This is a genomic window from Streptomyces sp. NPDC004629 (assembly GCF_042873595.1).
GTDB lineage: Bacteria > Actinomycetota > Actinomycetes > Streptomycetales > Streptomycetaceae > Streptomyces.
The window spans coordinates 170750-183914 of the sequence record NZ_JBIALO010000002.1; the positions used below are offsets into that span (position 1 = coordinate 170750).

Annotated in this window: 9 protein-coding genes; 7 read left to right on the plus strand and 2 right to left on the minus strand. The window is 73.6% G+C overall.

What is annotated here, in order from left to right:
* The first annotated feature begins 37 nt into the window (after nucleotides 1–37).
* Both ACFYTE_RS03715 and ACFYTE_RS03720 read left to right on the plus strand, forming a co-directional pair.
* Nucleotides 38–1915: an ABC transporter ATP-binding protein gene (locus ACFYTE_RS03715; RefSeq protein WP_388705156.1), complete on the plus strand. Its 1878-nt coding sequence runs from the start codon at nucleotides 38–40 to the stop codon at nucleotides 1913–1915.
* A gap of 103 nt (nucleotides 1916–2018) precedes the next feature.
* Nucleotides 2019–2363: a GNAT family N-acetyltransferase gene (locus tag ACFYTE_RS03720; protein ID WP_388704410.1), complete on the plus strand. Its 345-nt coding sequence runs from the start codon at nucleotides 2019–2021 to the stop codon at nucleotides 2361–2363.
* Nucleotides 2364–3022: 659 nt separating this feature from the next.
* Here the strand turns inward: ACFYTE_RS03720 and gndA are convergent.
* Nucleotides 3023–4462, minus strand: coding sequence for an NADP-dependent phosphogluconate dehydrogenase (gene gndA, locus ACFYTE_RS03725; RefSeq protein ID WP_388704412.1), 1440 nt, complete (start codon nucleotides 4460–4462; stop codon nucleotides 3023–3025).
* Nucleotides 4463–4736: 274 nt separating this feature from the next.
* On the opposite strand from gndA, the gene ACFYTE_RS03730 reads away from it, so the two are divergent.
* Nucleotides 4737–5957 (plus strand): transglycosylase family protein, encoded by a 1221-nt coding sequence (locus tag ACFYTE_RS03730; protein ID WP_388704414.1) that lies wholly within the window; start codon nucleotides 4737–4739, stop codon nucleotides 5955–5957.
* Here ACFYTE_RS03730 and ACFYTE_RS03735 read toward each other — a convergent pair.
* Complete coding sequence (locus tag ACFYTE_RS03735; RefSeq protein WP_388704416.1) at nucleotides 5947–7086, minus strand: DMT family transporter; 1140 nt, start codon at nucleotides 7084–7086, stop codon at nucleotides 5947–5949. The two genes, ACFYTE_RS03730 and ACFYTE_RS03735, sit on opposite strands and share 11 nt — an antisense overlap.
* Nucleotides 7087–7315: 229 nt before the next feature.
* On the opposite strand from ACFYTE_RS03735, the gene ACFYTE_RS03740 reads away from it, so the two are divergent.
* The 4 genes from ACFYTE_RS03740 to ACFYTE_RS03755 all read left to right on the plus strand — a co-directional run bounded on the left by ACFYTE_RS03740 (nucleotide 7316) and on the right by ACFYTE_RS03755 (nucleotide 13025).
* Entirely contained in the window at nucleotides 7316–8071 is a 756-nt protein-coding gene (locus ACFYTE_RS03740) for a (2Fe-2S)-binding protein (RefSeq protein ID WP_388705159.1), read from the plus strand.
* Nucleotides 8072–8104: 33 nt separating this feature from the next.
* The gene (gene glgA, locus ACFYTE_RS03745; protein ID WP_388704419.1) at nucleotides 8105–9256 is read left to right on the plus strand and encodes a glycogen synthase; all 1152 of its coding nucleotides are present in this window, start codon (nucleotides 8105–8107) and stop codon (nucleotides 9254–9256) included.
* A 53-nt stretch (nucleotides 9257–9309) separates the two neighbouring features.
* Nucleotides 9310–10530 (plus strand): glucose-1-phosphate adenylyltransferase, encoded by a 1221-nt coding sequence (gene glgC / locus ACFYTE_RS03750; protein ID WP_388704421.1) that lies wholly within the window; start codon nucleotides 9310–9312, stop codon nucleotides 10528–10530.
* A 146-nt stretch (nucleotides 10531–10676) separates the two neighbouring features.
* On the plus strand, nucleotides 10677–13025 hold the full coding sequence (locus ACFYTE_RS03755; RefSeq protein ID WP_388704424.1) for a GH92 family glycosyl hydrolase: 2349 nt from the start codon (nucleotides 10677–10679) through the stop codon (nucleotides 13023–13025).
* Nucleotides 13026–13165: the final 140 nt, after the last annotated feature.

The window sequence follows — 13165 nt, forward strand, 5'->3', positions numbered from 1 at the left end:
CAACATAGGTCGAGGTCCTACGTTCTCGGCCATGAGCATGGAGACCACCGCCTGGACCCAGCTGCACAGCGTGATGACGGCCGAGCACGAGCGCCGCCCGCTGGGCCGCGCCACTCTGCGCCGCATCGCCGTCTTCGCCCGCCCGCACAGCCGCCGCATCGCCCGGTTCGTCCTGCTCGGGGTGGCCACGGCGCTGCTCGCCGTCGCCACCCCGGTGCTCGCCGGCCGCGTCGTGGACGCGATCGTGTCGCACGGGGACACGGGCACCGTCGTCCGTCTTGCCCTGCTGATCGCCCTGATCGCGGTCGCCGAGGCGGCCCTCGGCATACTCGGCAGACGGCTCTCGGCGACGCTCGGGGAGGGACTCATCCTCGACCTCCGCACGGCTGTGTTCGATCATGTGCAGCGGATGCCGGTCGCGTTCTTCACACGCACTCGTACGGGAGCGCTCGTCAGTCGTCTCAACAACGACGTCATCGGCGCACAGCGGGCGTTCAGCAACACCCTGTCCTCAGCGGTCGGCAACGTCGTCACGCTGCTGCTCACCCTCGCCGTCATGCTCACCCTGTCCTGGCAGATCACCCTGCTCGCGCTGGTGCTGCTGCCGGTGTTCGTGATCCCGGCCCGCCGGATGGGCCGCCGGATGGCCCGGATGCAGCGCGAGGCGGCGGCGCTCAACGCGGCGATGGGCACCCGCATGACGGAACGGTTCTCGGCCCCCGGCGCGATCCTGATCAAGCTCTTCGGCCGGCCGCAGGAGGAGTCGGCGGAGTTCGCGGCCCGGGCCGGGCGGGTGCGGGACATCGGCATCCGCACGGCGACCGCCCAGTCGGCGTTCATCACCGCCCTCACCCTGGTGTCCTCGCTGGCCCTCGCCCTGGTCTACGGGCTCGGCGGCTTCCTCGCGCTGCGCGGCACCCTGGACGCGGGCGCGGTGGTGTCGCTGGCGCTGCTGCTGACCCGGCTGTACGCGCCGCTGACCGCGCTCGCCGGCGCCCGCGTCGAGGTGATGAGCGCACTGGTCAGTTTCGAGCGGGTCTTCGAGGTGCTGGACCTCAGGCCGCTGCCGGCGGAGCGGCCGGACGCGCGCGAGGTGCCCGAGGGGCCGGTGGCGGTGGAGTTCGAGGACGTCCGCTTCGGCTATCCGTCCGCCGACAAGGTCTCCCTCGCCTCCCTGGAGGAGGTTGCCACCCTGGACACGCGGGGCGGCGCCGAGGTCCTGCACGGCATCTCCTTCCGCGCCGAACCCGGGCAGACGGTGGCCCTCGTCGGTTCCTCCGGCGCCGGGAAGTCCACGATCGCGCAGCTGCTGCCGCGCCTGTACGACGTCGACGGGGGCGCGGTGCGGATCGGCGGCGTCGACGTGCGGGACCTCGGCGCGGCCTCGCTGCGGGCCACCCTCGGCATGGTCACCCAGGACGGCCATCTCTTCCACGACACGGTGCGCGCCAACCTGCTGCTGGCCCGCCCCACGGCCGGCGACGCCGAACTGTGGGAGGCGCTGACCCGGGCCCGCCTCGACGACGTCGTACGGTCGCTGCCCGACGGCCTCGACACGGTGGTCGGTGAACGCGGCTACCGGCTCTCCGGCGGTGAGCGCCAGCGCATGACCATCGCGCGGCTGCTGCTGGCCCGGCAGCGCGTGGTCATCCTGGACGAGGCCACCGCCCATCTGGACAACACCTCCGAGGCGGCCGTCCAGCAGGCGCTGGCCGAGGCCCTGGCGGGCCGGACCGCCCTGGTGATCGCCCACCGGCTGTCCACGGTCCGGGCCGCCGATCTGATCCTGGTGGTCGAGGGCGGGCGCATCGTGGAACGGGGCACCCACGACGAACTCCTGGCCGCGGACGGGCGGTACGCCGAACTGCACCGCACCCGCTTCGAGGGGCGGGACACCGAACTCGCGGTCGGCTGAACGCGGGTCCCGCCGTCCCCGTGTGCGGGGGTGCCCCCGGCGCCGCCCCGCCGCTGATCACATGGGTTACGCTCGGCTGACCGAAGCAGGAGGGCACGCAGCCATGAGTGACACAGAGATCCGCGACGACCGGGCGGCGGGCCGTCTGGAGGCCGTCTCCGACGCCGAAGTCGTCGGCCACATCGAGTACTTCGTCCTGGAGTCACCGGGGCGTGCCCTGGTCCCCGTGCACACCATCGTGGAGCCCGCGCACGAGGGGAAGGGCATCGCCGGCTCCCTGGCCCGCGAGCTGTACGCCATCGCCGGGCGCGAGGGCGTCGCGGTGGCCCCGCTCTGCCCGTACGTCGTGAAGTGGGCCGCACGCCACCCCGAGGAGGCGCCGCCCGCCGACCGCGACCTGCTGCGGGCCGCGAAGTCCTGGCTGGCGGCGCACCCCGGCCGGTTCTGACCGGGGCGGTGACCACGGGCGCCGGACCGCAGCGGCGGTCGGGCTTCGGCAGGGACGGTGCGGCGGTCCGGCGTCGGTGGGGACGGTGCGGCGGTGCGGCTTCGGCGGGACGGTCCTGGTGTGCCCGGGTGAGTGGCGGACGTGCTGCCGGGTACGCGGGAGAGTAGTCCAGTGGCGCTGTCGAGTGGCCCGCCGGAGGACGTCATGACCAATCCGCATCCCGAACCCGTCCCGCCCGGACCCGCACCGGGTCCAGGGCCCCGGCCGCCGGACCCGTATCCGAGCCCGGTCCCGGCCCCCGAGCCGCCGCCGGCCCCGGAACCGCCGGCCCCCGGCCCGGCCCCGACTCCGCCGCCCCCTCCGCATCCGGGGCCGCCGCCGGAGCCCTCGCCGTCCCCGATCCCGCCCGGCCCGGAGCCCGTGCCGAACCCCGAACCGGGTCCACCGCTGACCTGACCCGGCCGGGGGGGGGGGGGGCCGCCCCCGGCGCCCCCCCCCCCCCCCCCCCCGCCCGCCCCCCCCCCCCCGGGCCGGCGCCCCCCCCCCGCCCCCCCCCCCCGGGCCGCCCGCCCCCCCCCCCCCCGGCGCCCCCCCCCCCCCCCCCGCGGGGGGGGGGGGCCCCCCCCCGCGGGCCCCCCCCCCCCCCGGCCGGCGCCTCGCTACGCCTCGACCTGCGAGCGGTCCCCGCCCCACAGCGTGTGGAACGAGCCGTCGCGGTCGATCCGCCGGTAGGTGTGCGCCCCGAAGAAGTCCCGCTGCCCCTGGGTCAGCGCTGCGGGCAGCCGCTCGGCGCGCAGGGCGTCGTAGTAGGCGAGGGCCGCCGCGAACCCGGGGGCCGCGACGCCCTGCCGGGTCGCCGCGACCAGCACCTCGCGCCAGTCGTCCTGCGCCGCCGCGATCTCCTGTGCGAACGTCTCGTCGGACAGCAGGCTCGGCAGGTCCGGCCGGGCGTCGTAGGCCGTGCGGATGCGGTCGAGGAACGCCGCCCGGATGATGCAGCCGCCGCGCCAGATGGCGGAGACCGCGCCGAGGTCGATGTTCCAGTCGTACTCCGCGCTGCCCGCGGCGATCTCGTGGAAGCCCTGCGTGTACGACACGATCTTCGAGGCGTACAGCGCCTGCTCCACCCGGTCGGCGAACGCCGCCGCCTCCGCCTCGCCGAGCGGGGCCGGCTTCGGCCCGGTCAGACCCCGCGACGCCGCCCGCAGCGCGGCATGCCCCGAAAGGGAGCGGGCGAACACGGCCTCGGCGATGCCCGACACCGGGACGCCGAGGTCGAGGGCGATCTGGACCGTCCAGCGGCCGGTGCCCTTCTGTTCCGCCTGGTCCACCACGACGTCCACGAACGGCTTGCCCGTCGCCGCGTCGACATGGGACAGCACCTCGGCCGTGATCTCGATCAGATACGAGTCGAGACGGCCCGTGTTCCAGGTGCGGAAGATGTCCGCGATCCGCGCGGGGGAGTAGCCGGCGACGTCGCGCAGCAGCTGGTAGGCCTCGCCGATCAGCTGCATGTCGGCGTACTCGATGCCGTTGTGCACCATCTTCACGAAGTGCCCGGCGCCGTCGGGGCCGACATGGGTCACACAGGGCGCCCCGTCCGTGGCCTTCGCGGAGATCTTCTCCAGCATCGGACCGAGGGAGTCGTACGACTCCTTCGAGCCGCCCGGCATGATGCTCGGCCCGTGCAGCGCGCCCTCCTCGCCGCCGGAGATCCCCGTGCCCACGAAGTGGATGCCCTTGCCGCGCAGCTCGCGTTCGCGGCGCCGGGTGTCCGAGAAGTGCGCGTTGCCGCCGTCGATGATCATGTCGCCGGGTTCCAGCAGCGGGGCGAACTCCTGGATCACGGCGTCGGTCGGGTCGCCCGCCTTCACCATGATGACCAGGCGCCGCGGCCGCTCCAGCGCCGCCACGAACTCCTTGGCGGTCTCGGCGGCGACGAAGTCCCCCTCGTGTCCGAACTCCGCCACCAGCTCCCGGGTCCGGGTCGCGGTCCGGTTGTGCACCGCGACCGAGTACCCGTTGCGGGCGAAGTTGCGGGCGAGATTGCGGCCCATGACCGCAAGACCCGTGACGCCGATCTGGGCTGAAGTGCTCATACGGTTGGCTCCTAAGGATCCTGGACATCGGTGGTGCCGGTTGTGCCGCCAGTATTGCCCCTGACCATCCTGACGTGCCGGTACGCCGCCCGCACGTCCTGGTTGTTCCGGCTGCGCAGGCAGATACGCATGACAAGCCCCACCCGCCTCAGCCGTATTCCAACCGGGGTGGATTCCCGGTCACTTGTGACGCGATGCGGCCGATTGCCGTCTTGTCATGGCCTGTTCGCGGCGCTTACCTTTGCCGCTCCTGCGTATGTCGAGGGGGCTCTCCATGGCCGTACGCGGCCGGCACCGCCGGTACCAGCCGAACAGGATCAACCGCGCCTCGCTCACGGCCACGGCGGGCGGCGTCGGCATCGCGATCCCGCTGATCGGCACCGGAACCGCCCACGCGGCCGACGCGGCCACCTGGGACAAGGTCGCCGCCTGCGAGTCGAGCGGCAACTGGAGCATCAACACCGGCAACGGGTACTACGGCGGGCTTCAGTTCACCCAGTCCACCTGGGCGGCGTACGGCGGCACGACGTACGCGGCGCGCGCGGATCTGGCCACCCGGGGCGAGCAGATCGCGGTGGCGGAGCGGGTGCTCGACGGGCAGGGGCCCGGCGCCTGGCCGACGTGCTCGGCGCGGGCGGGGCTCACCCGGGGCGGCGACGACCCGGGTACGCACCCGCAGAGCGCCGCGACCCGGCCCGCCGAGAGCCCGGTGCGCGACGTACAGCCGCAGACCACGCCGCAGTCCCGGGCCGGCCGGGCACGCATGTACACGGTGGTGCACGGCGACACACTCTCCGGCATCGCCGAGGAACGCCGGGTGCGGGGCGGCTGGCAGCGGCTGTACTCGGCCAACCGGAACACGATCGGCTCCGACCCCGATCTGATCCTGCCGGGGCAGCGGCTCGACCTGCACGCCCCGGCGACCGGGGGCCGCTCCGGCACCGGGACACCGCAGAAGCGGACCTCGCCACCGAAGAAGGCCACGAAGGCGAAGCAGGCCCCGGAAAAGAAGAAGGCCGCCCCCGAAGCGAAGAAGTCCTCCTCGGGGACGAAGAAGACGGCCGGCGGCACCCACGCGTCGGCCGGCGCCCACGCCCTCGTGGCACCCGTGCAGGCCGCCATGGGCACGCCGTACCACGCCTCGGGCGCGCACTGGTCCAAGGGCTACCACACCGGCGTCGACTTCCCTGTGCCCACCGGCACCTCGGTCAAGGCGGTCGCGGCAGGCCACGTGGTCTCGGCCGGCTGGGGCGGCTCCTTCGGCTACCAGGTGGTGATCCGGCACGCCGACGGCCGCTACTCGCAGTACGCCCATCTGTCGGCGATCTCCGTGAAGGCCGGCCAACCGGTCACCGCGGGACAGCGCATCGGGCGTTCCGGGTCGACCGGGAACTCGACGGGGCCGCATCTGCATTTCGAGGTGCGGACGGGGCCGGGGTTCGGGGCGGACATCGATCCGGTCGCCTATCTACGCGCGGGCGGCGTCAGAATCTGACCCGCGCCCGGCACCGCTCCTGCAGCGGCAGGGGCACGCGGTAGACGCCGCCGTGCAGCGGGCCGCAGGGGGCGAAGAGCGTGTACGTGTCCCACGCCCGCCCTTCGCCGTCGCCCGGCGGCGCATCCACCGTCTTGTCCTCGGCCGCCGGTCTGCGGTCCGGCTCCGCCCGGCCCGCCGCGCCCCGCTGCTGCGGCAGCACCACGACCGCCTCCCCGCCCGCCGCCGTCCCGGCGAGGGCGGGCACGGGCAGCGGGGCCGCACCCGTCGCGGGCAGCGGCTCGCCGGGGTGCGGGGCCGGCCCCATGCGCTCGGTCGTCAGCAGGACCAGTCCGCCGGCCGCCAGCACGCCGCAGCCCAGCGCGAGGACGGTGCCCGTGGTGCCGTACCGGAAGGTCTCGCCGAACAGGGTGAGGCCGACCGCGGCGGCCAGCACCGGGTTCACCACGGTCAGCGTGGCCAGCGGCGCGGCCAGGCCGCCACCGCGGTACGCCGCCTGCGACAGCAGTACGCCGCCGACGGCGAACGCGCCGATCACGGCCAGCGACGGCAGCTCCGCCGGAGCGATCCCGCTGCTCCAGTCGACCGCGACGGTCTTGGTGAACACGGAGGACATGCCGAACGCTATGCCGGAGGCGGTCGCAAGCAGCACGCTGCGCACCGCCGGATGCCGGTGCGCCACCCGGCCCGCGATCATCAGGGCCACGACCGCACCGCCGGTGACGAGCCCGACCGCCAACTGCGCGGCACCGTCGAGCGCCTGCCCGTCGGACGCGCCGACCAGGGACAGCAGACCCGCCAGGCCGACCGTGGCCATGATCGCACCGCGCCAGGCGGCGGCCCCGGCCCTGCGCCTGACGAACAGCGCCGCCATGGGCAGCGCGAACACGATGGTCAGGGCACCCAGCGGCTGCACCAGGCTGAGGGGACCGTAGGCCAGTGCCACCACGTGCAGCAGCCCGCCGAGCCCGTTGAGCGCCATCGCCGCCCACCAGATCGGCCGGCCCAGCGGCCCGTACCGGTCGTCCGGGGAGGAGGACACCGCCACCCGCTCCTGCACGATCGCTCCGCCGGCGTAGGCGACGGCGGAGACGATCGAGAGCACCACGGACAACGCGAGGGCACTCATGAACGGCTCCTCTGCGTGAAACGGGGGCGCGGAGCCCGGTGCGGCGAATGATCGTCTTGCATATCCAACACTCTGCCCGCCCGAAGGCTTCCCGTCGTCGTACCTGAGCAGGCAATGGGTCCTACTGCCGATGGAGTACGGTCCGATCCCTGTCATCCCAGGGGTGGGCGACGCAGGGTGGACACCCGGTCACCGGCCGCCGCCACCGGCCCTGGTAGTACTCCACTTCGTGGACCTCGACCCCGAACTCGCCGCGCTCCGCCCGCTCGGTGGCTTTTTCGTCCTACGCGTCGCCCCGGACGCCGGTACGGATCCTCACCGGCCGCTGCCGACGCTCGCGGACGCGTACGCCGACGCGAGGTCGGATGTTTACGGCATCCCGCTCACTTTCCGTGTGGGGCTGGTCGCCCGGCGTCTGCGCGCCCCCGAGCCCCGGGTGAGCGCGTCCGTCGCCCAGCAGGGACTCGCCGCCCGGCTGTGGTCGGCGGCGCTCGGCTGCGCCGCCCTGTACGGCCGCGTTCCCGACCTCGACCCGCGCCTGCTGCGCTGGGACCCGGAGGCCGGCGCCCCCGACGACCTGTGGCTGACCGGGGTGCGTGCCCTGCCCGGGACCGCCGCCGTACTCGCGGACACCGTGCTGCACGCCCACCTCGGGCCGCTGGGCGAGGCGCTGCGCGCCCGTTACGGGATCGCCGCGGGCCTGCTGTGGGGCAACGCCGGCTCGGCGCTCGCCGGGGCGGCCCGCGAACTGGACCGGTGGGCGCGCGGCAGCGGCCGCGGCGACGTCGCCGACCGGGCCCGCGCGCTCACCGCCGACCTGTTCGCCCACCCCCTGCTGAGCCCGACCGGCACCTTCGCCGGGACCACCTTCCGGCGCCGCAGCTGCTGCCTGTACTACCGGGTCCCCGGCGGCGGGCTCTGCGGCGACTGCTGCTTGAGCCGGCCGCCGGGCTCTTCCCCGCGCGCCCCGTCCGGGTCACCATGAGGGGACCGGCCGGTGAGAGCAGGGGGTTGACGGGTGCGAGTGGGACTGCTGAGCCGGGAATACCCCCCGGACGTGTACGGCGGCGCGGGCGTCCACGTCGAGTTCCTCGCCCGCGAGTTGGGCTCCCTCGTCGATCTGGAGTTGCACTGCTGGGGCGAGGGCCGCGGCGCCGGCGTCGTACGGCACCGCCCGTGGACCGCGCTGGACACCGCCAACGACGCACTGCGCACCTTCTCCGTGGACCTGTCCATCGCCGCGGCCCTGGCGGGCCGCGAACTCGTCCACTCGCACACCTGGTACGCCAACCTCGCCGGCCACCTCGCCAAGCTCCTGTACGGGGTCCCGCACGTGGTGACCGCCCACTCCCTGGAGCCGCTGCGGCCCTGGAAGGCCGAGCAACTGGGCGGCGGCTACGCCCTGTCCGGCTGGTCCGAGCGCACCGCGATCGAGGCCGCCGACGCGGTGATCGCCGTGTCCGGTGCGATGCGCGAGGACATCCTCGGCTGCTACCCGGCGCTCGACCCGGCCCGGGTCCGCGTCGTGCACAACGGCATCGACACCGCCCTGTACCGGCCCGACCCCGGCACCGACGTGCTCACCCGCAACGGCCTTGACCCGCACCGGCCCTACGTCCTGTTCGTCGGCCGTATCACCCGTCAGAAGGGCGTGCCCCGGCTGCTGCGCGCCGTGCGGGACATCGACCCGGCGGCGCAGGTCGTGTTGTGTGCCGGCGCCCCCGACACCCCTGAGATCGACCGGGAGTTCCGCGATCTGTTCGGGGAGCTGAGCCGCGTCCGCGCCGGTGTGCACTGGATCCCGCGGATGCTGCCGCGCGCCGACGTCGTGCAACTCCTCACGCACGCCGCCGTGTTCGTCTGCCCGTCGGTGTATGAACCGCTCGGCATCGTCAACCTGGAGGCGATGGCCTGCGGCACCCCGGTGGTGGCGTCCCGGGTCGGTGGCATCCCCGAGGTCGTCGAGGACGGCCGGACCGGGCTGCTGGTCGACGTGGACGACGACTTCGAGGCGTCCCTGGCGCGGGCCCTTGACCGTGTACTCGGCGATCCGGCGACGGCCCGGCGGATGGGCGAGGCCGGACGGGAGCGCGCCGTGCGCGAGTTCGGCTGGGACGCGGTGGCACGGCGCACGGTCGGGCTGTACGAGGAGGTCGTCAAGCAGGCTTAGCGCGTGCCGGGCCAGGGCAGCATGGGGGAACCAGGGTGAGGGGGGGAGCGGCCATGCGTCGTGGAGGGCCTTCAGTGCTCGGCATCGTCCTGGCGGGCGGCGAGGGCAAGCGGCTGATGCCCCTGACCGCGGACCGGGCCAAACCGGCGGTCACCTTCGGCGGCACCTACCGCCTGGTGGACTTCGTGCTCTCCAACCTCGTCAACGCCGACATCCTGCGCATCTGCGTGCTCACCCAGTACAAGTCGCACTCGCTGGACCGGCACATCACCACCACCTGGCGGATGTCGAGCCTGCTCGGCAATTATGTGACCCCCGTCCCGGCCCAGCAGCGGCTCGGCCCGCGCTGGTACCTGGGCAGCGCCGACGCGATCCTGCAGTCCCTCAACCTGGTGCACGACGAACAGCCCGACTACGTGGCGGTGTTCGGCGCCGACCACGTCTACCGCATGGACCCGCGGCAGATGCTCCGGCAGCACATCGAGGGCGGCGCGGGCGTGACCGTCGCGGGCATCCGTGTGCCGCGCTCCGAGTCCTCGGCGTTCGGTGTGATCACGCCCGGCTCCGACGGGCGGAGCATCCAGCGGTTCCTGGAGAAGCCCACCGACCCTCCCGGCCTGCCGGACGACCCGGAGCGGGTCGTCGCCTCGATGGGCAACTACCTGTTCACCACCAAGGCGCTGATCGAGGCGTTGCAGCGGGACGCCGAGGACGAGTCCTCGGCGCACGACATGGGCGGTTCGATCCTGCCCCGGCTCACCGGCCGCGGCGAGGCGCAGCTGTACGACTTCGGCGACAACCACGTGCCCGGCGAGACCAGCCGCGACCGGGGCTACTGGCGGGACGTCGGCACCCTGGACGCGTACTACGACGCGCACATGGACCTGATCGCCGAGCGTCCCGCCTTCAACCTGTTCAACCGGAGCTGGCCCGTCTACACCCACTCCAACCAGCTCTCGCCGGCCCGGTTCAACGCCGGCGGCATGGCGAGCGAGTCCATCATCAGCGCCGGCTGTCTGATCCGCGGTCAGGTCACCCGGTCCGTGCTCTCCCCGGGTGTGGTGGTCGACCCGGGTGCCGTCGTCCAGGGCTCGGTGCTGCACGACAACGTCCACGTCGGACGGGGCGCGGTGGTCCGCGGTGCCGTCCTCGACAAGAACGTCGATGTGCCGCCCGGCGCGACCATCGGCGTCAACCCGGAGCGGGACGCGGAGCTGTACACGGTCTCCGCGGGCGGGGTGATCGCGCTCGGCAAGGGGCAGCGGGTCTCGTGACGGGCCGCCGGGAGCGTTCGCCGCTCCCGGCACCGGCAGGGCCGCGCGGGCGATGTGCCGCGCACCACCCCCGTGGGATCCCCGGCTTTCCGGCCCGCGGACCTCAGGATGCAGACAACGATGTCGAGATCCGGAGGTCATCCGAGATGAGAGTGACCCGGCATCCGCGACTGTGCCTGGCCGGGGTGATGGCGGCGTCCGCGCTGTTCGCCACCCCCGCCGCACGGGCCGCCGAGCCGACCGTCGGCCACCTCACCGACCTGGTCGACCCGTTCATCGGGACCCAGAACGAGGGCAACACCTTCCCCGGCGCCGCCGTGCCCTTCGGCATGGTGCAACTGTCCCCGGACACCGGGCACAGCACCGGCTACGACTACTCCCACCGCCGGATCCGCGGCTTCTCGCTGGTCCACCTCTCGGGCGTCGGCTGCCGGATCGGCGGTGACCTGCCCGCGCTGCCGACCACCGGTGACGTCACGCAGACGGACTACGCCCGGTACGCGGCCGGGTTCCGGCACGACGACGAGCGGGCGAGCCCCGGCTACTACCGGGTGGGCCTGGCCTCCGGGATCGGGGCCGAACTCACCGCCACCGCCCGCACCGGCGTGCAGCGCTACACCTTCCCCGCCACCGACAAGGCGAACGTGCTGCTGAACGCGGCCCAGTCGCTGCACAAGCCGGTCGCCGGCGAGGTGCGGATCCTCGACGACCGGACGGTGCGCACCAAGATCACCGGCCGTGGCTTCTGCCGGAACACCCTGCCCTACACCGTGTACACGCTGACCCGCTTCGACCGGCCCTTCACGGCGTACGGCACCTGGGACGGCGCCACCGTCACGCCCGGCGCGCGGACCGGGCCGGGCGGCGCCTACCTCCGCTTCGACACGACCGGGCAGCGCACCGTCACGGCGACCACCGCCCTGTCGTACGTCGACGAGCACGGCGCGGAGGTCAACCTGCGCGCGGAGGGCGGCCGTTCCTTCGACGCCGTGCGCGCGGCGGCGCGGCGGGCCTGGGAGGAGCGACTGGGCACGGTCCGCGTCACGGGCGGCGACCAGACGCGCCGGCGCACGTTCTACTCGTCGCTGTACCGGTCGTTCCTCGCGCCGAACGTCGGCAGCGACGCGGACCGCCGCTACCGGGGCTGGGACCTGCGGGTCCGCCGCGCGCAGGACTTCACGTACTACCAGAACTGGTCCCTGTGGGACACCTACCGCACCCAGTGCCAGCTGCTCGCCCTGCTCGCGCCGCGCGAGGCCCGCGACATGGCGGTCTCGGTGGTCAGGGTCGGCGAGGAGGGCGGCTGGCTGCCCAAGTGGGGCTACGGCACGGTCGAGACGAACATCATGACGGGCGATCCGGTCACCCCGTTCCTGACCACCGCCTACCAGCAGGGCCTGCTCGCCGGGCACGACGGGTACGACGGGTACGACGGGTACGAGGAGCGGGCGTACCGCGTGCTGAAGCGCAACGCCGACGGCGTGCCGCCGGCCGGCCTGCCGATGGCGGGCCGTGAGGCCAACGCGGAGTACATCGCGCACGGCTTCGCCCCCTACGACAAGGGCCGCCCGCAGGCCAAGCTCGGCGACTCCGACTACCACCAGGGCGGCTCGGTGACCCTGGAGTACGCCCTGTCCGACGCGATGCTCGCGCAGATGGCGCGCGGTCTCGGCCACACCGGCGACGCCGCCCGCTACGCGGCCCGGTCCCGCAACTACCGCAACGTCTTCGACTCCTCGACCGGTTTTTTCCGCTCCCGGGACGTCTCCGGCGCCTTCACCGGACCGGCGGACCCGGCGCACAGCGTCGGCTTCCACGAGGGCACCGCCTGGCAGTACCAGTGGCTGGTCCCGCAGGACCTGCCGGGGCTGATCGGCCTGCTCGGCGGCGAGCGGGCGGCGAACGACCGGCTGGACGCGTTCTTCGCCTACGACCGGCTGCCGGCCGACCCGGAGGGCACCGCCCGTCGGGTGTGGGTGCACGGCGATCCGTACGCGTACTACCACGCGGACAAGTACAACCCGCAGAACGAGCCCGACCTCATCGCCCCGTACACGTATCTGTCGACCGGTCAGCCCTGGAAGACCACCGACGTGGTGCACGCGGCGCTCACCCTGTTCACGGACGCGCCGGCCGGGGTCACCGGCAACGACGACCTCGGCACCATGTCCGCCTGGCACGTGCTCTCCTCGATCGGGCTCTTCCCCGTCCAGCCCGGTTACGGCACCTGGGGCCTGTCCACGCCCGTCTTCGACCGGGTCGAGCTGGTCCTCGACCGGCGGCACTGGCCGAGCGGCGGGCTGACCGTCACCGCGCCCGGCACCTCGGCCGCCGACCGCTACGTCCAGACGGTCCGCGCCGACGGAGTGCCGCACGCCCGGACGTATCTGACGACGGGTGCGCTGCGCTCCCTGCGGACGCTCGCGTTCACGGTCGGCCCGCGCCCGTCAGAGTGGGGTACATCACCTCAGGCGGCCCCACCTGCCCTGACGTGACCTCAGGCGCCTCATGCGTCCCGCCGCTTTCGGAGGGTCGCGTCCTTCATGTGGCGTTAACTGTGCGTAGTCTGATCGTACTTGACCGTAATCGCCGGTGGGGGGTTGACTGCTTGTCCCCCCTCCGCCGACGCGAGGCA

Coding starts and splice junctions, on each gene's coding strand:
- gndA (WP_388704412.1), bottom strand. CDS start 4,462: ATGAGCACTTCAGCCCAGATCGGCGTCACGGGTCTTGCGGTCATGGGC.
- ACFYTE_RS03730 (WP_388704414.1), top strand. CDS start 4,737: ATGGCCGTACGCGGCCGGCACCGCCGGTACCAGCCGAACAGGATCAAC.
- ACFYTE_RS03720 (WP_388704410.1), top strand. CDS start 2,019: ATGAGTGACACAGAGATCCGCGACGACCGGGCGGCGGGCCGTCTGGAG.
- glgC (WP_388704421.1), top strand. CDS start 9,310: ATGCGTCGTGGAGGGCCTTCAGTGCTCGGCATCGTCCTGGCGGGCGGC.
- ACFYTE_RS03755 (WP_388704424.1), top strand. CDS start 10,677: ATGAGAGTGACCCGGCATCCGCGACTGTGCCTGGCCGGGGTGATGGCG.
- ACFYTE_RS03715 (WP_388705156.1), top strand. CDS start 38: ATGGAGACCACCGCCTGGACCCAGCTGCACAGCGTGATGACGGCCGAG.
- ACFYTE_RS03735 (WP_388704416.1), bottom strand. CDS start 7,086: ATGAGTGCCCTCGCGTTGTCCGTGGTGCTCTCGATCGTCTCCGCCGTC.